General features: G+C 67.2%; 14 protein-coding genes and 1 pseudogene. 9 read left to right on the top strand and 6 right to left on the bottom strand.

Going from position 1 to position 19,669, the window contains the following annotated elements; translation table 11 throughout:
* Positions 1 to 93 precede the first annotated feature (93 nt).
* The 5 genes from SRU_RS11270 to SRU_RS11250 all read left to right on the top strand — a co-directional run bounded on the left by SRU_RS11270 (position 94) and on the right by SRU_RS11250 (position 6,806).
* Positions 94 to 2,733, top strand: coding sequence for a TonB-dependent receptor (locus SRU_RS11270; protein ID WP_013062455.1), 2,640 nt, complete (start codon positions 94 to 96; stop codon positions 2,731 to 2,733).
* 64 nt (positions 2,734 to 2,797) lie between these two features.
* Entirely contained in the window at positions 2,798 to 3,745 is a 948-nt protein-coding gene (locus tag SRU_RS11265) for a hypothetical protein (RefSeq protein ID WP_013062454.1), read from the top strand.
* A 115-nt stretch (positions 3,746 to 3,860) separates the two neighbouring features.
* Complete coding sequence (locus SRU_RS11260; RefSeq protein WP_011404862.1) at positions 3,861 to 4,529, top strand: RecX family transcriptional regulator; 669 nt, start codon at positions 3,861 to 3,863, stop codon at positions 4,527 to 4,529.
* A 72-nt stretch (positions 4,530 to 4,601) separates the two neighbouring features.
* The gene (locus SRU_RS11255) at positions 4,602 to 5,843 is read left to right on the top strand and encodes an AI-2E family transporter (protein ID WP_011404861.1); all 1,242 of its coding nucleotides are present in this window, start codon (positions 4,602 to 4,604) and stop codon (positions 5,841 to 5,843) included.
* 93 nt (positions 5,844 to 5,936) lie between these two features.
* Complete coding sequence (locus SRU_RS11250; RefSeq protein WP_013062452.1) at positions 5,937 to 6,806, top strand: purine-nucleoside phosphorylase; 870 nt, start codon at positions 5,937 to 5,939, stop codon at positions 6,804 to 6,806.
* Between the two features lie 283 nt (positions 6,807 to 7,089).
* On the opposite strand, the pseudogene SRU_RS15535 reads toward SRU_RS11250, so the two are convergent.
* From SRU_RS15535 to hisD, 5 genes and pseudogenes are all read right to left on the bottom strand, one after another.
* Positions 7,090 to 7,524, bottom strand: a pseudogene (locus SRU_RS15535) (HD domain-containing protein); the annotation flags it as partial.
* Positions 7,525 to 7,585: 61 nt separating this feature from the next.
* Positions 7,586 to 9,229 (bottom strand): bacillithiol biosynthesis cysteine-adding enzyme BshC, encoded by a 1,644-nt coding sequence (gene bshC / locus SRU_RS11240; RefSeq protein ID WP_231847126.1) that lies wholly within the window; start codon positions 9,227 to 9,229, stop codon positions 7,586 to 7,588.
* Between the two features lie 160 nt (positions 9,230 to 9,389).
* Positions 9,390 to 9,992: a bifunctional nuclease family protein gene (locus tag SRU_RS11235; protein WP_013062451.1), complete on the bottom strand. Its 603-nt coding sequence runs from the start codon at positions 9,990 to 9,992 to the stop codon at positions 9,390 to 9,392.
* Between the two features lie 81 nt (positions 9,993 to 10,073).
* Entirely contained in the window at positions 10,074 to 11,198 is a 1,125-nt protein-coding gene (gene hisC / locus SRU_RS11230) for a histidinol-phosphate transaminase (RefSeq protein ID WP_013062450.1), read from the bottom strand.
* 81 nt (positions 11,199 to 11,279) lie between these two features.
* The gene (hisD, locus tag SRU_RS11225) at positions 11,280 to 12,587 is read right to left on the bottom strand and encodes a histidinol dehydrogenase (protein ID WP_231847125.1); all 1,308 of its coding nucleotides are present in this window, start codon (positions 12,585 to 12,587) and stop codon (positions 11,280 to 11,282) included.
* Between the two features lie 395 nt (positions 12,588 to 12,982).
* Here hisD and rlmN point away from each other — a divergent pair, with 395 nt between their 5' ends.
* The 3 genes from rlmN (at position 12,983) to SRU_RS11210 (ending at position 16,260) form a co-directional block, all read left to right on the top strand.
* Positions 12,983 to 14,092 carry a 23S rRNA (adenine(2503)-C(2))-methyltransferase RlmN gene (gene rlmN, locus SRU_RS11220; RefSeq protein WP_011404854.1) on the top strand — a complete coding sequence of 370 codons (1,110 nt, stop codon included), beginning with the start codon at positions 12,983 to 12,985 and terminating at the stop codon, positions 14,090 to 14,092.
* 111 nt (positions 14,093 to 14,203) lie between these two features.
* Positions 14,204 to 14,497 (top strand): hypothetical protein, encoded by a 294-nt coding sequence (locus tag SRU_RS11215; RefSeq protein WP_013062449.1) that lies wholly within the window; start codon positions 14,204 to 14,206, stop codon positions 14,495 to 14,497.
* A gap of 77 nt (positions 14,498 to 14,574) precedes the next feature.
* Positions 14,575 to 16,260, top strand: coding sequence for a helicase HerA domain-containing protein (locus SRU_RS11210; RefSeq protein ID WP_013062448.1), 1,686 nt, complete (start codon positions 14,575 to 14,577; stop codon positions 16,258 to 16,260).
* Positions 16,261 to 16,368: 108 nt separating this feature from the next.
* Here the strand turns inward: SRU_RS11210 and SRU_RS11205 are convergent, their stop codons facing one another.
* Positions 16,369 to 16,569, bottom strand: coding sequence for a hypothetical protein (locus tag SRU_RS11205; RefSeq protein ID WP_011404852.1), 201 nt, complete (start codon positions 16,567 to 16,569; stop codon positions 16,369 to 16,371).
* A gap of 282 nt (positions 16,570 to 16,851) precedes the next feature.
* Between SRU_RS11205 and SRU_RS11200 the strand changes: the two genes are divergently transcribed.
* Positions 16,852 to 19,602, top strand: coding sequence for a bifunctional acetate--CoA ligase family protein/GNAT family N-acetyltransferase (locus SRU_RS11200; RefSeq protein ID WP_011404851.1), 2,751 nt, complete (start codon positions 16,852 to 16,854; stop codon positions 19,600 to 19,602).
* Positions 19,603 to 19,669: the final 67 nt, after the last annotated feature.

Below are 19,669 nucleotides of genomic sequence, written 5' to 3'. Positions count from 1 at the left end.
AACGTTCAGGGAGTTTGACGCTCGCTGAACGAAGGCCCATGCCGAGAGTAGAATGATGTTCATTCGCTCTCCGGGTCCACACCAGCGAGGACCGTGCCGCGCCTTCTCTGTGTCGTTGTTGTCCTGATGGGGGCCGTCGGAGGGGGCATGGAGGCCCGCGCGCAGGCGCCCATTGTCATTCGTGTTGACGAGGCCCCACTGACGGCAGCGCTCGAAGAGGTGCGCGCCCAGACGGACCTTGATCTCGTCTACGCCGAGCGGCTCGTGGAAGACCGCACGGCGAGCTGCTCGTACACGGGAGCGGATCGGGGGGCCGCACTCGCATGTGTGCTCGACGGCACGGACGTCCGGGCCGAGCGGGTGCGCCGGGGGCAATACGTGCTCGTGGCCCGGCCCGACGACGAGCGCAACGCAGAGGCCACGCCGCGCGCCTCGCTCAAAGGGTACGTGCTGGACGCAGAGACGGGTGAGCGCCTGCCGGGCGCGCACGTTTACCTAACCCAACTGAAGGCCGGCGCGACGACGAACCAGGACGGCTACTTCGTGATGTCCGGCCTGCCTCCCAAAGACTACAGGGTGCGCATTTCGTACCTGGGGTACCAGTCCATAGACACCACGCTCACGGCCGGGGCCGGGCCCGCCCGCATCTCGTTGGCCGGCACGTCCATCCAGTCGGAAGGCGTCGTCGTGGAGGCGGGGTCCACGAGTGTCGACGACAATGAGCGTCTCCCGGGCATGCGGTCCGTCGCCTTGAATCGGCTCGATCAACTGCCCTCGTTCGGGGAGCCGGACCTCTTCCGTGCCCTTCAGTGGACGCCCGGCATCCGAAAATCGGGCGTGACGAGCGGGGGGCTCAGTGTGCGGGGGGGCAACCCTGACCAAAACCTCTATCTCCTCGACGGCGCCCCGGTCTACCACCCGTGGCACGCCTTCAGCCTGATTTCGACGTTTCAAACCCAGACGCTCCGCTCCACTGAGCTCTACCGCGGGACCTTTCCCGTAGAGCACGGGGGGCGCCTGTCGGCCGTGCTCGACGCCCAGATGAAGGACGGAAGCCGACGCGCCCCGAAGGCCGTGGCGGGGCTCAGCGTGTTCAGCGGACGGTTTCGCGTCGAATCGCCCCTCACGGAGTCGACCTCGTTCATGGTGTCGGGGCGGCGCTCGTATCTCGACAAGCTCATCGGGCGGCGCCATCCGGTGACGGGGGACAGTGGGCGCCGCGACACCCTCCGCACGGGCTACTACTTCTTCGACACCAGCGCAAAGCTCACGCACCGCTTTGGGCCGAACCACCGGCTTTCGTTTAGCTACTACCACGGGGGGGATGACCTGGATCTTCGCCTCCCGTTTGATCTGTCCCTGGATTTTTCGTCCTGGCTGCGCCCGCCCGATCTCCTGTTTGAGGTGGCCCAGAATTGGGACAATCGGGTCGTCAGCGCACAGCACCGCTATCTCGCCGGCGATGACCTGTTTCTTACCACGACAGGGTATTACTCCGGGTATCGGGCCCAGGAGGCGTCGTTCGTGCAACCGACCACGACCGCGTCGCTCACGTCCGACTACCGGGTCCGGCTCTCCGACGCAGGGGTGAAGGTGCGGGCCGACTATCACCACTCGGTGAGCCACGAGTGGACCGGGGGGCTAGAAGTCTCTACACTGCAATTCGAGAGCACGCTCAACAGCACCCTGCAGCGGTCGAGCGGAACGTCCAGCCGCCGCGTCCAGGACAGCCGCGTCGCCGCCGCGAAAGTGGTGGGGTATCTGCAGGACACCTGGACCCCGACGCCCCAATGGACCGTGGAGTCGGGGGTGCGGGCGGGTTATTTCAGCGGGGGGGATTACGTGCACCTCGCGCCCCGGCTCAGTGCGCAGCACGTGGTGCATCCGCGGTGGCTCGTCGTGGAGGGCAGCGTGGGCCTGCACGTGCAGCACCTGCAGCGCCTCCGAGATCGGTACTCGCTGGCGTACGACCTGGTATCGAGTCGATGGATCCCGGCGAGTGACCGCGTCCGGCCTGCAACCGGGGGGCAGTTGGGACTCGGGACGTACACGCAGCTGCGGCCCGGATGGAGCCTGGAGCTGGACGCCTACGCCCGAGAAACCCGCGACATCCTCGTGCCGGCCGACGTGTTTCAGGAGAAAGAGGGCATCGAGGGCCCGGGAATTGAGATTGGGGCACTGCTCGGCCAGTACGTGACCGGCACCGAGCGGGCCTTTGGCCTCGAATTCAGCACGCGCTACGAGCAGGGCCCGTGGCGGGCACGGCTGGGACTGAGCATGGGTCGGACGTTTATCCAAGCCCCGGCCCGATCGGGCCTTCGGTGGCGGCCGTCGGGCCTGGACGTGCCGGTATCGGTCCGCAGCACGCTTGGGTGGGAGGGGGCACACTGGCAGGCGACCGTGGCTGCGGAGCTGCGCAGCGGATATCCCATCACGGTGCCGGAGGCGCGTTACAAGTTGGGCGACCCCACGGCCTCCACACCGACGTCGTACCTGTACCGCCCGCAGGTGCACAACGGGCGGCTTCCCCCGTACCTCCGGGTGGACCTAACTGTGGGCTATCAGTTCCAACTGCTTTCCGCGGACTGGACGGCCACGGTGGACGTCTCCAACGTCACCAACCGCGACAACGTCCTGGATCGGACGTACCGGCCCACCGAGACGGGTGTTGACGTCAACCGTCAGCGGGGGCTGCCGATTCTTCCCCTGGTGGAGCTGGAGATGCGACTGTAGGCCCCCGTGCACCAGAAGACCGAGCGCAGAACGAGTCGACCGTTCGCTTGCCGACACGACCCGAATGCACCGAGAGACGAAACGACACACGCTACGGGCCCTTGGGGGGGTGCTCCTGATGGCTGGGCTCATTCTGGTGCTGGGTCGATGCGACCTGGCGAACCCCACGGAGCCGCAGTCGCTCGTGGTGGAGGCGTTTTTTACGACCGACCGCCCGCTCCCCTCGATCACCCTTCGACGGACGCGCCCGCTCGACGCGCCCGGCAGTCGGGACGACAATGCGGCGGCCGGGGCGGCCATCGAGGTCGTCCTGGATGGGGAGTCCGTCTCGTACGAGGAGCACGATGCACGGCCGGGGCTGTACGTGCCGGAGGCGACCCTCGGGACGGTGCCGGCGGACGTCCCGTGGGCCCTCACGGTGGAGTGGCGGGACGAGGTCGCGCGGGCGCAGGGCCGAACCCCACCCCCTATCGACCTGGGCGAGGTCTGTGTCGAGGTGCCGGACGCTCCGGTACAGGCCATCCGTGTGGACTCGTTGCGTCGCGACTCGCTCGACATTCCCGCGGAGCAAGGATACCTTTACCCGATCAATGTATCGGTAAGGTGGCCGGCGGGGACGCTCCCCCCGGGTGCGGACACGACCCACTGGGTGCGGCCGCAGCTCCGCCCCGACACCGCTGAGTTCTCGTCCCGCGTGGTCAACTTCTTCTTGGAGCCGGTGGACGTACGGCGTGAAGACCAGTTTCGGACCCGGAACGGGCAACGAGCGTGGCGGGGCGTCTACGCGGTGCCCGTCGCGGGCCGCACCTCGGCGCTTCCCGGACACGACCTCACCGTGACGATTGCTCGCGGCGACACTGCATTCGCGGCGTTTGCTCGAAGCCGTGACGACCCGGAGCGGCGCGAACCGGTGTCGAACGTGGAGGGCGGGCTCGGCATCGCCACGGCGGTCGCGATCGACTCGTTGCGTCGCACGGTGGAGGGGACGGGGAAACAGTGCTACGTTCCTTGAAGGCCCGGGTCCCCGGAGAATCCAGCCCGGAGATCAGGTGTACAACGACCTGAAACCACAGGCGAGGGCAGTCGCCACTCGACGTGCACACTCCATCGCAAATCCACCGATTCACATGTCCGAGGGGACGCCGGCAGGAACGATTACGCGCCTTGACCCTCAGGTCAACAACGAGAACCGGGTGTCGGTCTTCATCGACGACGAGTTTGCATTCGGGGTGCATGAGGACCTCGTGGTCAGGCACGGCCTGACGGTCGGGACGGCCCTCACGGCGGAGGACGTGCGCGAGATTGAGGCCGACGAGCAGTACGTGGAGGCCAAGCAGGCGGCGCTCGACTACCTTGCGCACAAACCGCGCACGGAGACGGAGGTGCGCCGGAAACTCAAGCGGAACGACGCGCCGGCGTTCGTGATCGACGACGTGGTTGCCCGTCTGTACGAACTGGAGTACCTGGACGACGAGGCCTACGCGCACGACTACGCCCACAACCGCTTTTCCAGCAAGAAGTACGGCCCGGTACGCATCCGACGAGAGTTGAAAGAGCGGGGCATCGACCGGCACCTGGCCGACGCGGCGGTCGACACGCTTTTTGAGGACGAAGACGCAACCGCGGCGGCCTGGGAGCACGCCGAATCCCGGTGGCCGCGTCTGGCCGACGAGGACGACCCGCGTCGCCGCCGGCAGAAAATGTACCGGTATCTCCGCCGTCGCGGCTTCACGTCCGAAACCATCCGTCCCATCCTCGACGAACTGGAGCGAGAGGGGGGGCGCTCTCCCGTGTAGACAGACGCGAACGAGAGCGGCCGCCCGCGCCCGACGGACGACGTTTCTCTTTCATCCGCCACGCCCGCTTGCATGCCCGACGGCCCCGATCCGTCTTCCTACGGTCCCGACGAATCGCCAGGCCCCGACCCAGAAGAACCGTCGTCGTCGGAGACGGCGCCGGCACGCCACGCCCGGACGACCACGGCATCCCGCCGGGGCCACGCCCGAGAGCGAATGCCCGTCTCCCCGGACGAGTCCGCCAGCACATTCACGTTCGACCGGGTGGTTCGTTTTCTGCTCGGGGCCGCGGCCGTCGGGTCCGTCGGATGGATGGTGTGGTACTTCGCCGGCATTGTGCTGTACCTCATCGTCGGGGGCCTGCTCGCGTACCTGCTCCGTCCCCCGGTCGACTACATCCAGGGACTTGGCGTTGGACGGGTCCCGGCCATCCTGGTCGCCTTTGCGGTCTTTCTGGGGGTGATCGTGGTGATCGTGACGTCGGTGGTGCCGTTCATTACGCGTCAGGTCCAGGACTTGTCGCAGCTCATTACCATCGACACGGCCGCGTACGTGGCCAATCTCATCGAGGCGCAGGTTCAGGGCGTCGTCCCGCTGGAGCAAGGCGTATTGGAGGAGAATGTCCGCCAGGCGGCCGAGTCGCTCATGCGGGGCGATCTGGTGGAGGGCCAACAGGTGGCCGAGACGGTGAGCTCTGTCGTGAGCGTCTTCACGAACATCGTGTACGCCGTCGTCATTGTGCCCTTCGTCACGTTTTTCCTACTCAAAGACGAGCTTCGGATCCGGCGGAGCCTCCTCCACCTCGTGCCCAACCGGTATTTCGAGGTCACGCTCTCGATTCTCGCGAAGGTGGAGCTGAACATTGGGCGCTACTTCCGGGCCCTGCTCGTGCAGGGGACGGCCATTGCGGTCATCGCGTCCACGCTCCTGTGGATCGTGGGCCTGCGGGGCGCCATCGCCATCGGCATCTTTACCGGCCTGGCCAACACGATTCCGTACTTCGGTCCGTTTCTGGGCTTCCTGGCGGGCACGCTCGTCGGCATCGCCCAGACGGGGGACGTGTCGCTGGTGCCGGGGGTGGCCCTGGCCATGGCCCTCACGCAGCTGGCGGACAACGTGCTGCTCCAGCCCCTCATCTTCTCGCGGGCCGCCCAGACCCACCCGCTCGTCATCCTCTTCGTGGTGCTGGCGGGCGCCCAGCTGGGCGGCATCCTGGGGATGCTGATGGCGATTCCCCTCACCACGACGCTGCGCGTGATCGTGGAGCAGCTGCTCTGGAGTCTCCGCAACTACCGGATCCTGCGGGCGGGGTAGGCCGCCCGGGCCAGTCTCTCGGGGACCGACGATCGTCCCGAGCCGTTTTCCGAATTCTCGCTTCTTCCTTCCTTCCCACGTGTCGCTTCCGCCATGCCCCGCTCGACCGCCGCGTCTATGCGTTCCGACCCCGCTGTGTACGACGACGAAGACCTCGATGCTGCGAGGGCGGCGGTGCGGGAGCGCGTCGGCTGGGCCCCCGAGATGGCGCTTATTCTGGGGTCGGGGCTGGGGCGCCTGGCGGAGGCGGCGGACGAGACGACGGTCGTGCCCGCCGCCGAGATTCCGGGCTATCCGGAGTCGACCGTGGAGGGGCACAGCGGGAAACTCGTGTTTGGCGCCCTGGAGGACACCCGGGTCGTCTTTGTGCAGGGGCGGGTGCACCTTTACGAAGGGTACCCGGTGCAGAAGATCGCGATGCCGGTGCGGCTGGTGCACGCCCTGGGGGCCGATCGCATGCTCGTCACCAACTCGGCCGGCGGCATCAACCGCACCTTCGACCCGGGGACGCTCATGTTCATCACGAGCCACCTCAACATGGCGTTCGCCAGTCCAGGGGTCGGAGCCGGGGCGGGGCCGGCCCGTCAGCGATCGGACGAGGAGCAGGCTCCCTTCTACGAGCCGGGGTGGACGAGCCGGGCCGAGCAGGTGGCCCTCGATTTGGGGCTGGACGCACGGCGGGGCACCTACGCCTGGACCCTGGGGCCGAGCTACGAGACGAAGGCGGAGGTGCGGGCGCTGGAGCAGCTGGGCGCCGACGCAGTGGGGATGAGCACGGTGCCGGAGGTGATTCAGGCGCACCAATTGGGAATGGCGGTCCTCGGCCTGTCGACGATCACGAACCCGGCCGCGGGCCTGGCGCCCGGCGGTCTCGATCACGACGAAGTCCTCGAGGTGAGTGAGCGGGTGCGGGGGGATCTGATGAAGCTGGTGCGGGGCATCGTGCGGGTGGCCGACGCGTAGAGGCGAGACTCGTGGCTAACGTGACGTTCCTCTTGGCCGAACCCGGGTTTTTTAAGCTGCGGGGCGGAGGGCCGCCTCGTACCGGTCGAGCTCCGTCTGCAGCCGCTCGCGCATCGGGGGGAGGCGCGGGTCGTCGTGGGGGGGGGGACGCCTCCAGAACGGCCGCGTGAAACCACCGCTGCGCCTCGGCGTCGCCGCTGAGGGCCGAAAAGATGTCCTCGTTCGCCTGCAGGCTCTGGGTGATGGACCACAGGTTGTGGATCTTGTCGGCCAGGCTGATGGCGGCGGCGTCCGGCGGGCCCGTGCGGATGCCCTCGAGGTAGTCCTCCTTGCGGGCCCGCCAGGGCCGCATCTGCCCGTCGTCGTCCAGCTTCTGCTCGGAGACCTGAACCACGAGCCGGGCCACGTCCGCCCCCACGGCGTCGCGGAGCTGCTTGCGGCGCAGCCGCTGGCCGTGCTGGTTCATGTCCTCAATCGCGTCGTGCAGGTAGGCGGCGGCCACGGTCGCTTCGCCCCAGCCCGCCCGGCGCACAATGGAGGCCACGGCGGCAAGGTGGGCGATGACCGGGATTTGGACCTCCTCGCCCTCGGGCACCTCGAACGCCGGGTCGCGCCAGACGCCCTTCCGGTAGGTGCCGTCGTGCCATTGGGCCGATAGCTCAATGGCGTGTTCAATGAGCGGGCTAAAGAGACCCTCCGGGGATGGGCCGTCCTCCATGACAGGGCTCAGCGGGTGTTGGGGGGCAGTCGACGAGTGTTTGCGCCGGGCGCTCGGGTCGCTATACGCCCACGACCTGGTGGGCAGAGGTATCGGTACGGAGCGCGTGCCGCAGGTCGTCGAGCAGGGCCGGGCTGTACTTGTTGAGGTAGTACAGCACGTTGATCGTGCGTTCCTGGAGCGTCCCGTCCGGGCGAAGGTTCGTGTGGGCCTTCTTGAGCTGCGCTCGGACCTCGTCCTGCTGCCGTTTTTCGGCCCGGACGACCTTCTGCTTTAGGGCCTCCATCTCGTCCATGATTGCCGACCGCGTCGCCTCGGTGGAGGCGCCGAGCGTCCGGTCTACGGCCTCCACCTCGGGCTTCAAGGCATTGAGGGTCTGGTGGAGCTGCGGCAGGGCCTCCGAGAAGAGGGCATCCACGTCGACCTCCATCGTGTCGACGACCACGTCCTGAAAGAGCGGCTCCAGGCCGTCCCGAAAGTCCGCAACCGTCAGGCCGTACTTGTCGAGCACCTTCTGCACCTTGCCCTCCACCAGGGATACACTCGCCCGTGGGTGAATGAGGGGCATGTCGAGGCCCGCCCAGTCGTAGACCCCCCCGTACTGGGCGAAGTAGGACACCTCGCCGGGGCCCGCAACGTACGCGGCGGTCGGCAGGAGGTGGTCCTGCATCAGCGGACGCAGGACGACATTGGGACTGAATCGTTCGGGCGTCTCGTCTAGGCGATTGAGCAGATCGGAGCGGGAGAACGTCCGGTCCGTGCCGCGGAGCCGAAAGGCGTTTTCGTCCTCCAGGTCGATTGCCCAGCGGCCGTCGTCGCCGAGCCAGAAGAGGTTGGTCGGGTGGGCGTTGACCTGTGCGTGGTAGCCCCGATCGCGGAGCGCCCGACCGGCCGCGTTCACCGGGGCGACGGAGGCCCGCGGGTCCTCAATGTCGCGCCGGAAGAGGGGGCGGGTCAGTGCCTTGAGGCGGGCATCGTCGGGGTTCATGAACACGAGCCCGTCGTCCTCGAAGAGGGAGCGCATCAGACGGGCGAAGGCATCCTCGAGGCGGGTGCCGGGCTGGTAGGCGGCGCGCACCTGTTCCATCACTGCCGGCTTGAAGTCGGAGGGGGGCAGGGCCTCGTCGAGCCGGTCGACCACGTCCTGGATCCCGTCGGTCAGGGCGAGTCGCCCGACCGCCCCGGGATTGTCGTCCACGCCGGGCTCGTAGGAGAGGGGCACGACCTCGTTGTGCTGGAGGACGTGCGCCGCGGCAATCTCTTCGAAGTCGTGGTCTTCGCCCTCCACCCAGAAGACGGGGACGACGGGACGCCCCGTCTGGTCCGCCCACTCCTCGATCAGCTGGAGCGTGGTGATGGTCTTGTAGATGGTGTAGAGCGGCCCCGTAAACAGCCCCACCTGCTGGCCCGTCACCACGGCGATGCTGTCCGGGTCCCGCAGGGTCTCAATGTGCGAGCGGGTGCGCTCGTCGAGGCCCCAGCGCTCGTTCTGGTCGAGCAGCGTGTCGGCGAGCACCTCGCGGTCGGCGGGGCGCTTGGCCGCCGCCGTGGCCGCCGCCCGGCGCGCCGGGCGGGACTGCCAGTCGCCCGGATAGAAGTCCGCCACCGCGTCGAAGTCGGTGCAGTAGTCGACGAACAGGTCGGGGAAGGCGCCGAGGGCAGCGGGCGGGGTGCGGTGCGCAGCGCGCTCGGTGGGGGACGGCATGCGGGCGGAGGAAATGGTGGAAAGAGTGACGGGGGGTGGGGCGAGACCGTCGCGGCGAGGGGCGGGGCTCGGGACAAACGGCAACGGACAATAAAAAAGGCGAAGCCGCGGGCACGAGTCCCGCAGGGCTTCGCCAGGATCGAGGGTCCGATCGGGGGCGCTAGTTCTGGTTCTGCTGCTGCTCCTGCTCCAGGCGCTGGATTTCGTCGCGGAGCTCGGCGGCCCGTTCGTAGTCTTCCTCCTCCACGGCCTCCTCGAGCTGTTTCTGCATCTGTTCGAGTTCGGTGCCCTCTTCCTCCTCCGAGGGGGACGTCTCTTCGGCCTGCTCGGCGAGCGAGGAGATGTCCGACTCGTCTTCGGCGACGATGCCGGCCTCGTCCAGCACTGCGGGGGCGACGAAGATGGGCGCGTCCACGCGAACGGCGAGGGCCACGGCGTCGCTGGGGCGGGAGTCGAGCCGGTGCTCTTCGCCGTCGTGGCGGTACCGGATCTTGGCGAAGAAGGTGCCCTCCCGAAGTTCGTCGATCACAACCTCCTCCACGTCCACGTCCACGGCCTCAAACGTATCGCGCAGCAGGTCGTGCGTCATCGGGCGCGGGGGCTGAATCTTTTCCAGCTCCAGCGCAATCGCCTGGGCCTCAAATGCTCCGATGATGATTGGCAGACGGCGGTTGCCTTCGACCTCTCCGAGCACAAGGGCATAGGCCCCTCCGCTGGAAGGGCTCGTGGAGAGACCAATGATATCTACCCGAGTAAAATCCATCGCGAGCTCAGTGAATTCAGAGAAAGTGCTCAATGCCCGAGAGTAACGCGCCGGCCCGTCTCGCCGAGCGGCAGAACGGAGCTATACTTCAGAGATTGCACCCGCCTCTTCAAGCGAAACGTCCAACGCGTCCAGAAACGCGTTGTTCTCCTCCTCGGTCCCCGCACTGACGCGCAGATACCCTTCCAGCTCCGGATACCCGCCCATGTTGCGGACCAGAACGCCGCGGTCCGCCAGCCGGTCCTGCAGCGTATCGGCCGGCAGCGGGGTGGTGAAGACGACGAAGTTCGCCTGCGAGGGCACCACCTCGACCCCCTCCATCGCCTGCAGGGCCTCGGTAAGGGTTGTGATCGAGGCCTCGATGCGCGATACGCGGTCCTCAATCAGGTCGGGGCGCCGCAGCACCGCCAGGGCCGTCTGCTCGGCGAACCGGTCCACCATGAAGGGCAGACGCGCCTTCATGAGCTCCGTCACCACGGCGGGGTGGGCGAGCAGGTACCCGAGCCGCGCGCCCGCCAGCCCGAACCCCTTCGAGAGCGTGCGGAGAATCAGCACGTTGGGGTGTTGCTCAAGCAGGTCGATGGCGGTGCCCTCCGGGTTGAATTCCACGTACGCCTCGTCGATCACCACGAACCCGGAGCTCGCCGTGACGACCTGCTCGAGCTCGTCGAGCGTCATGGCCAGCCCCGTCGGGTTGTTCGGGGTGGTGAGGATGGTCAGAACGGCCTCGGTCTCCGCCGCGGCCGTGGCGAGGGCATCCGCGTCGAACCCAAAGTCGTCCTGAGGCGGCACAATGGTGAGGTCGGCCTCCTGCAGGCGCATGACCTTTTCGTAGAGGGAGAACATCGGGCGGGGCAGGACCACCGGGTCGCCCGGGTCCAGGAAGGCGAGGCCGAAGGTGTAGGTGATCTCGTTGGAGCCGTTGCCGACGAGGATCTGGTCGGGATCGACGCCGTCGTACTCGGCGAGCGCATGGCGCAGCGCCTCCGGCTGCTCGGAGGGATACCGGTTCATCTCCACCTGCGCGTGGGCGTCGAGGAGCTCCTGTTTGAGGCCCGCCGGCAGGTCAAAGGGGCTCTCGTTCTGGTTGAGCTTTACGTCAATCCCCTCCGGCATGTCCACGATGTACTCGCTCCGGTCCCGCACGGCGGGCCGGATGTGCTGGAGCACGTCGTCGAGGGACGGGGAGTCGGTGTCAGCGGCCATGGGCCCGGCGGGGCGTCTCGGGAGGGAAGAGCAAATGGACTATACAAAAGGTACCAGCAGGCGGGCACAATGTCTCCGGGGTCACGGCTTTTTCGAACCCGACCCGCCGTCGCGATCCAGCCGTGTCCGGATCGCCTCGGCGTGGGCCTGCAGGTCTTCCGCCTCGGCGATGGTGGCAATCTTCGGCCCGGTCTCGTCCAGCCGGTCCTTCGTGTAGGAGAGGACGGACTGCGTGCGCACGAAGTCGTCGACCCCAAGGGCGGAGGCGTGGCGGGCCGTGCCGCCGGTGGGCAGCACGTGGTTGGGGCCCGCAAAGTAGTCGCCCACGGGCTCGGACGAGTACGCGCCCAGAAAAATGGCCCCGGCGTGGCGGATGTGGGTCATGGTCTGCCAGGGGTCGTCCACGTGCAGCTCCAGGTGCTCCACGGCGAGGTCGTTCATGAGGTCGATGGCCGCGTCCATCGTGTCGGGCACGACGCACGCCCCGTAGTCGGCGAGGGACTGCTCGATCACGTCGGCACGGGGGAGGGCCGGAACCATCGCCTCCACGTGCTCCTGCACGGCCTCGGCCAGGGGCCGGTGGGGCGTGACGAGGACCGCGGAGGCCCGCTCGTCGTGCTCGGCCTGTGAGAGCAGGTCGGCGGCCACGAACTCGGGGTCGGCCGTGGCGTCGGCCAGCACGCCGATCTCGCTGGGGCCGGCCACCGAGTCGATCCCCACGCGCCCAAACACCTTCTTCTTCGCGGCGGCCACGTACGCGTTGCCCGGGCCCACGATCGTGTCGACCGCCGGCACCGACGCGGTGCCGTAGGCGAGCGCCCCGACGGCCTGCGCGCCCCCGACGGCGTAGATGTGCTCCAGGCCCAGGAGGGCGGCGGTGGCGAGGACGAGCGGGTGCGGACGCCCGTCGTCCTGCGGGGGGGAGACGAGGTGAATCTCGTCGACGCCCGCGACCTGTGCGGGAATTGCGTTCATCAGCAGACTCGACGGGTAGAAGGCCGTGCCGCCCGGCACGTACAGCCCGGCCCGCTCCATCGGCACCACGCGCTGTCCCAAGATCACCCCGTCCCCATCGTCGGTGAACCAGGACTCGTCCACCTGCTTGTCGTGAAAGTGGCGGATGTTGGCCGCGGCCTCCTCAAGGACGTCCTGCAGATCGTCGTCGAGCGCGTCGACCGCGCCGTCGAGCACCGAGGCCGGCACCTGGACCGGGTAGGGGCGCACCCCGTCGTACGTCTCGGTCAGCTCGATGAGGGCCTCGTCGCCCTCCGCACGAATCCGCGCCAGAATGTCCTCGACGGTGGCGTCCACCTCGTCGCTGAAGGTGCCGCCCCGGCTCACAATGGCGTCGAGGCGGGCGGTGTCGTCGGGCGTGATCAGGGGAATCATAGAAGTGGAAATGCGCGAAATGAGTTCGACAGGACAAATAGATCTATTTTCGAGCCGGGGGAATGTTTTGGGGTGGACGTTGAAAGGTTGGAACGCCCGCGGTGGCCCCGAACATCGGGTGAGGGCAACGTCCCAACGGCACCGCGGGGCAATCGGCATCGAGGTGCCCCCGTCGCTCTGAACTCGATTCAGAGCCTATAATCCCGAAGGGAGGCCCGATTGGTTGCATCATGGGCTCCAAATCAAGTTTGGAGCGACGAAGGGGAGTGCTTTTCCAACACACGGTCTTTCGGAAATGGACGTTTGAGGACATTCCCCACAGCGTAGATCACTGATGTTATTGCCCTCAACGGCACCGAAACGTCCAGCGCACACGCGGCGTTTACCATCCTGATATGCCTGATGTTAAAACTGCGTCTCACACCGTTGGCACCGCCGAGGACCGCGTGGACCTCAAGACCATGGGCCGTGCGGGCCTGAAGGACTTCGTGGCCGAGCACGGCGCGCCCCGCTACCGCGGCGACCAGCTGTTCAATTGGGTCTACGGGAAAGGGGTCTCCGACTTCGATCGGATGTCGAACCTCCCCAAGCGGATGCGCCGCGGCCTGCAGCGCGACGCGACGGTCGAGGACATCGAGATCGTGGAGCAGCAGCAGGCCGCCGACCGGACCGTGAAGGCACTCTTTGAACTGCCCTCGGGGCGGGAGGCCGAGACGGTGCTCATCCCCGCCATCGACGAGCGGGGGGAGGCGCGGCGCCTGACGGTGTGTGTGTCGAGCGAGGTCGGCTGCGCGATGGGGTGTGAGTTCTGCGCCACCGGCCGCATGGGCTTCCGCGAAAACCTCACGCCCGGGGCCATCTTCGACCAGGTGTGGCACATGAACGAGGTCGCCCAGGAGCACTTCGGGCGGCCCGTGACCAACATCGTGTTCATGGGAATGGGGGAGCCGCTCCTCAACTACGACGCGGTGCTCGACAGCATTTCCATTCTGACCGACGAGGACAGCCTCAACCTCTCGGCCCAGAAGATCACCGTCTCTACCGTCGGCCTCGCGCGGCGCATCAAGGACCTGGCCGACGACCAGCTGCGTACCAACCTGGCCGTCTCCCTGCACGCGCCGGACAACGAGACGCGCAGCCGCATCATGCCGGTGAACGAGGCGGAAAAGACGAGCCTCCCGGCGCTGAAAGAGGCGCTCCAGTACTACTTCGACAAGACCGGCCGCCAGATTACGTACGAGTACTGCCTCTTCAAGGGCGTGAACGACAGCGAGACGGACGCGCGGAACCTCGCCGACGTCACGCGCTGGGCCCCGAGCAAAGTGAATCTGCTCATGTACAACCCAGTCGAGGGCCTCAACTTCGAACGGACGTCGGAGGCCCAGCTCGACCGGTTCGTGCAGGTGCTCGTGCAGGAGGGCGTGACCGTGACGGTGCGGCGCAGCCGAGGGCAGGACATCGACGCGGCCTGCGGGCAGCTCGCCAACGAGGGGGAGGACGCGTAGGGGGACCGAGAGTCGCCGTTGGGGGAACACTGCCCCCCCGACGACAGACGCGCGCTCTTTGTGGCTTGGCCGCCGTCCCAGCATCCATTTCGCTCATCCTCGTCCTTGATTATGGCCCATTCGTTCTCTGACGCCCCCGACTGGCTCAGCCGTCTCGCTCAGGGGCTGCTCGGCCTCCTCGGCTTCTACGCCGCCGTCCGGCTCCTGCCGCGCGTGTTGAAGAGCATGACGCGCCGCTTCCTGTTCGGCCTCATCGGGGAGATTCTCCTCGTGGCCCTCGGCCTCTTCCTCACCCGCCGCGCCACCGAGCGTCCCCGCTCCAAGAACACCGCGCCCGCAGCGAAGAGCGATCGGAAAAGACAAGCAAGAGGAAGTGCCCCGCGCAACGGAGATTCCACCTCGTGACTCATGCGCTCATGACGCTGTTCGGAAGAAGCAGTATCTCCGGATTCTCGTCCTCTCCCGCCTGATCCAACGCTTTCATGTTTGAAGAGACGGGCTTTCGATCCGATCAGCTCGGCGTCATCACGCACGGGTCGCTGAATGAGGGCATCGAGATGAAGCTCGATTCGGCGGAGTCCGTGGAGGACGTGGTGGCCGGCACGTTCGTCGTGATTCAGGGGGAGAAGCACGACTTCTTCTGCATGATCACGGACATCGAGATCGAGGCGGCCAACGAGCAGATTCTGCTCAATCCGCCCGACCCGTCCGACGACCTGCTGCGCGAGGTGATGCAGGGGTCCGGCACCTACGTGACCGTCCAGCTGAAGCCGATGCTCATGATGCCGAACGCCGACCACCCGGAGCTGACGGACGAGGAGCCGGCGTCGGTGAAGACCATCCCCGCGCACTTCTCGCCGGTGGCGCCCGCGGAGGCCGACGACGTGGCCCGCGTCTTTGGCGACGAGACGTGGGACGACGGGCGGACGTACTTTCACGTGGGCCACCCCATCGGAATGGAGGAGAGCCCGGTGTGCATCGACCTCGCCAAGTTTGCCGAGCGCTCGAACGCCATCTTCGGCAAGACCGGCACCGGAAAGACCTTCCTCACACGGCTGCTGCTGGCGGGCACAATCGTGACGGGGCGGGCCGTCAACCTCGTGTTCGACATGCACTCGGAGTACGGCTACGGCAGTCAGGCGGAGGGGGCGGACGGGCAGGCGCAGTTCGTAAAGGGGCTGCGCGACCTGTTTCCGAGCAGGGTGAGCCTCTTCTCGCTCGACCCCTCCACCACCCGCCAGCGCGGGCACACGCCGGACTACGAGGTGCACCTGCACGCCGACCAGATTCAGCCGGCCGACATCCTACCGCTGCGCGACACGCTCAACCTCAACGCCACCGCCGCCGAGAGCAGCTACCTCCTCAAAAACCAGTACGGCGACCGGTGGCTCACGACCCTCCTGGAGGCGCAGAGCGGGGACGACTTCGAGCGGCTGGCCGACGAGACCGGCGCCCACAAGAACTCGATCGAGGCGCTGCGGCGCAAGCTGGCCCCGTTCCAGGAGTACGACTTCTTTACCACCCAGCCCTCGCCGGACGACTACGACGTCCTCGACGCCCTGCTCGAAAACTTGGACAGTGGCAAGTCGGTGGTGTTGGAGTTCGGGCAGTACGATGACCTGCGCGTCTACCTGCTGGTGGCCAACGCCCTCACGCGCCGCATTCGGCGGGCCTACGAGGCGAAGACGAACCGCTACCGCCAGACCCAGAACGAGGGGGACAAGCCGCAGCCCCTCATGATCACGATCGAGGAGGCGCACAAATTCCTGTCGCCGGACATTGCGCACGAGACGCCGTTCGGCAAGATTGCGCGCGAGATGCGGAAGTTCTTCGTGAGCCTGCTGGTGGTGGACCAGCGGCCGAGCGCGATCGACGAGGAGGTGCTCAGCCAGATCGGCACCAAGATGGTCGCCAAACTCAGCGACGACAAAGACATCGGCGCGGCCCTCGTGGGCACGAGCGACGCGTCGTCCCTCCGCGAAATTCTCGCCTCCCTCGACGCGAAACAGCAGGCCCTCCTGCTGGGGCACGCGGTGCCCATGCCGATCGTCGTCAAGACGCGAACCTACGACCAGGACTTCTACGACGCGCTCCGCAGCCACCCCGCGACGAGCAGTGTCGACGGGGAGGCCGACCCGGATGCAGAAATGGAAGACCTGTTTTACTAGTTCTCGCCTTGCCGGGCGGCGAGCCCCGTGCTATGTGCAGGGCATCGGGAGGGGCCTGCGGCAGACGTCTTCGGATCCGAACCGGTGCGGGGCCGGCCTATGCCCGCGTCACCGAAGAAAACGATGTGCTGGCGGGACGGGGGTGTGGATGGGGGACGCCCCGCCGTCCCCGGAATCGTGGGAATCGTCGTCGGGGAGGGCGTCGCTGATCGCATCCTGAACGTTCTGTAGCAGCAGGGCGGCGTAGAGACTGCGGTACGGGTGTTGCTCTCGGGCCTCGATGGGCAGGGACGGCAGACGGTCGTTCATGGCAGGAGAAGGGACAGGTCAGACGGAACGAAAGGGCACCGGGAGTGGCGTTTTGCGAAAAACTCATTCTGTAATTAGTTCGAAGCAAGCGGCGTGCCAGAAATTTGAGGGGCCAACGAGACGCCCGGAAGGGACGATGAGCCTCGTGGCAGGATGCGGAGTTTGGGCAAAATCGAGGCGGGGCACATTTTGGTTTGAAACGACCGGGTCGTGCTCGTCCGTTCTGTAGGGCCACTCTTCCCAGCGCGGGAGAACGTCTCGTCCAACGATGTCCCTCGTCCTATGCCCGACTCGTCTAGCGTCCCCTCCGACACCACCCCCACGAGCGACCCGTCGTACGATCTGGTCGGCTCTCGCCGTCAGCCGCTCGACGCCATCTTTGAGCCGAAAAACGTGGCGGTGATTGGGGCGAGCGAGTCGCCCGGCAGCGTGGGGCGGACCCTGCTTTGGAATCTCGTGAGCAATCCGTTCGGGGGCACCGTCTTTCCGGTGAACCCGAAGCGGGACAGCGTGCTCGGCATCGAGGCGTACGAGGGCATCGGGGCCGTGGAGGCGGACGTGGATCTGGCCGTGATCGCCACCCCCGCGCCGACGGTGCCCGGCATTGTGGAGCAGTGCGGCGAGGCGGGCGTGGAGGGGCTTGTCATCGTGTCCGCCGGCTTTCGGGAAGTGGGGGAGGAGGGGGCGGCGCTCGAACGGGACATCAAGGACATTGCGCGGACGCACGGCATCCGCATCGTGGGGCCGAACTGCCTGGGGATCATGCGGCCGCCCAACGGCCTCAACGCCACCTTCGCCGGGTCGATGGCCAACGAGGGCGACGTGGCGTTCGTCAGCCAAAGCGGCGCGCTGCTTACATCAATTCTCGACTGGAGCTTCCGCGAGAACGTGGGCTTCAGTTCGTTCGTCTCCATCGGCTCGATGCTCGACGTCGACTGGGGCGACATGATCGAGTACCTGGGCGACGACCCGAAGACCGAGAGCATCGTGCTCTACATGGAGTCCATCGGCAACGCGCGGTCGTTCCTCTCGGCGGCGCGGGACGTGGCCCAGAGCAAGCCCATCATCGTCATCAAGGCGGGGCGCACCGACGCGGCGGCGGAGGCGGCGGCCTCCCACACCGGCACCCTCACCGGCAGCGACGCCGTGCTGAACGCGGCCTTCCGCCGCAGTGGCGTGCTGCGGGTCGACGACATCAACGACCTCTTCTACATGGCCGAGGTGCTCAGCAAGCAGCCCCGCCCGGAGGGGCGCAACCTCACCATCCTTACCAACGCGGGCGGGCCCGGCGTGCTGGCCACCGACGCCCTGATTGGGGGCGGCGGTGAGCTGACGCCGATCTCCGAAGACGCGACGGACGCGTTCGACGACATTCTGCCGGGGGCGTGGAGCCACGGCAACCCCGTCGACATTCTGGGGGACGCCGACCCGGAGCGCTACGCGGAGTCCCTGGAGGTGGCGGCCAACGACGAAAACAGCGACGGGCTGCTGGTCGTCCTGACGCCCCAGGCCATGACCGAGCCCACGAAGACGGCCGAGCACCTGCGGCCCTACGCCCGCGACAACGACAAGCCCATCCTGGCCAGCTGGATGGGGGGCGACGCGGTGGCCTCTGGCGAGAACATCCTCAACGAGTCCGGCCTGCCCACCTTCGCGTACCCGGACACCGCGGCGCGCGTGTTCAACCACATGTGGCGCTACAGCTACAACCTGCGTGCCCTCTACGAGACGCCGAGCCTGCCGGAGGACGAGCCGGGCCTCCCCGACCGCGAGGCGGCCGCCGGCATCGTGCAGGACACCCACGAGTCCGGTCGCGTGCTGATGACCGAGCACGCGTCCAAGGAGCTACTCGCGGCCTACGGCATCCCCACCGTCGACTCGCCGGTGGCGGAGACCCCCGAGGAGGCGGTCGCGGCGGCGCAGGAGATTGGGTATCCGGTGGTGGTGAAGCTCCACTCCACCTCCATCACGCACAAATCGGACGTGGGCGGCGTGCACCTGGGCCTCACGAGCGACGCGGACGTTGAGGCCGCCTTCGCCCAGGTCGAAAACAACGTGGCGGAGGGCTTCGACGGGGTGACGGTGCAGCCCATGATCGACCGGAGCGACGGGTACGAGCTCATCATTGGCAGCAGTATGGACGAGCAGTTCGGGCCGGTGCTGCTCTTCGGCTCCGGGGGGCAGCTAGTGGAGGTCTATCAGGACCGTGCCCTCGGCCTGCCGCCGCTCAACCGCACCCTGGCCCGTCGCATGATGGAGCAGACCCAGATCTACGAGGCGCTGCAGGGGGTGCGGGGCCGTGAGCCGGTGGACCTCGACGCGCTGGAGACCTTGCTCGTGCGGTTCAGCCAGCTGGTGGTGGAGCAACCGCGCGTGAAGGAAATCGACGTGAACCCGCTGTTGGCCCGGCCGGGCGACGACGGGCTGCTCGCCCTTGATGCCCGGGTGGTGCTGCACCCCTACACGAAAGACGACGACGAGCTGCCGACGCCCGCGATCCGGCCCTACCCGCGGCAGTACGTCGGCACGCACGCGATGGCCGACAGTGAGGAGGTGACCATTCGTCCCATCCGGCCCGAAGACGAGCCCAAGCTGGTGACCTTCCACGAGCGCCTGTCCGAGCGGAGCGTGTACCTGCGGTACGCCAACCTGATGAAGCTGGAGCAGCGGGTGGCCCACGACCGGCTCGCCCGCATCTGCTTCATCGATTACGACCGCGAGATGGCCCTGGTTGCCGAGCGGCCCACGGAGGACGGAGACGACCGAATCATCGGGGTGGGACGCCTCACCCAGCAGCCCGGGCGCAACGAGGCGGAGTTTGCGATGCTTGTGATTGACGAGTACCAGGGCGAGGGCATCGGCACCGAGCTGCTGCGCCGTCTCGTGGAGGTGGGCACGACGGAGGGCCTTGACCGCATCACGGCCGACATCCTGCAGCAGAACCACGCCATGCAGCGGGTCTGCGAGAAGCTCGGATTCGAGGTCGTGCGGGGCGACGGGCGAGAAATGGTACAGGCCGTAAAGACCCTTTGACGGCTGCCCCTCGCGACGGGGCGGAACGCGCCCACAACGAGAGGTGCAGACGACGGCGACAAATAAA

Origin of the sequence: Salinibacter ruber DSM 13855, assembly GCF_000013045.1 — a bacterium.
GTDB lineage: Bacteria > Bacteroidota > Rhodothermia > Rhodothermales > Salinibacteraceae > Salinibacter > Salinibacter ruber.
This window is presented reverse-complemented; position numbering and strand designations above follow the sequence as displayed.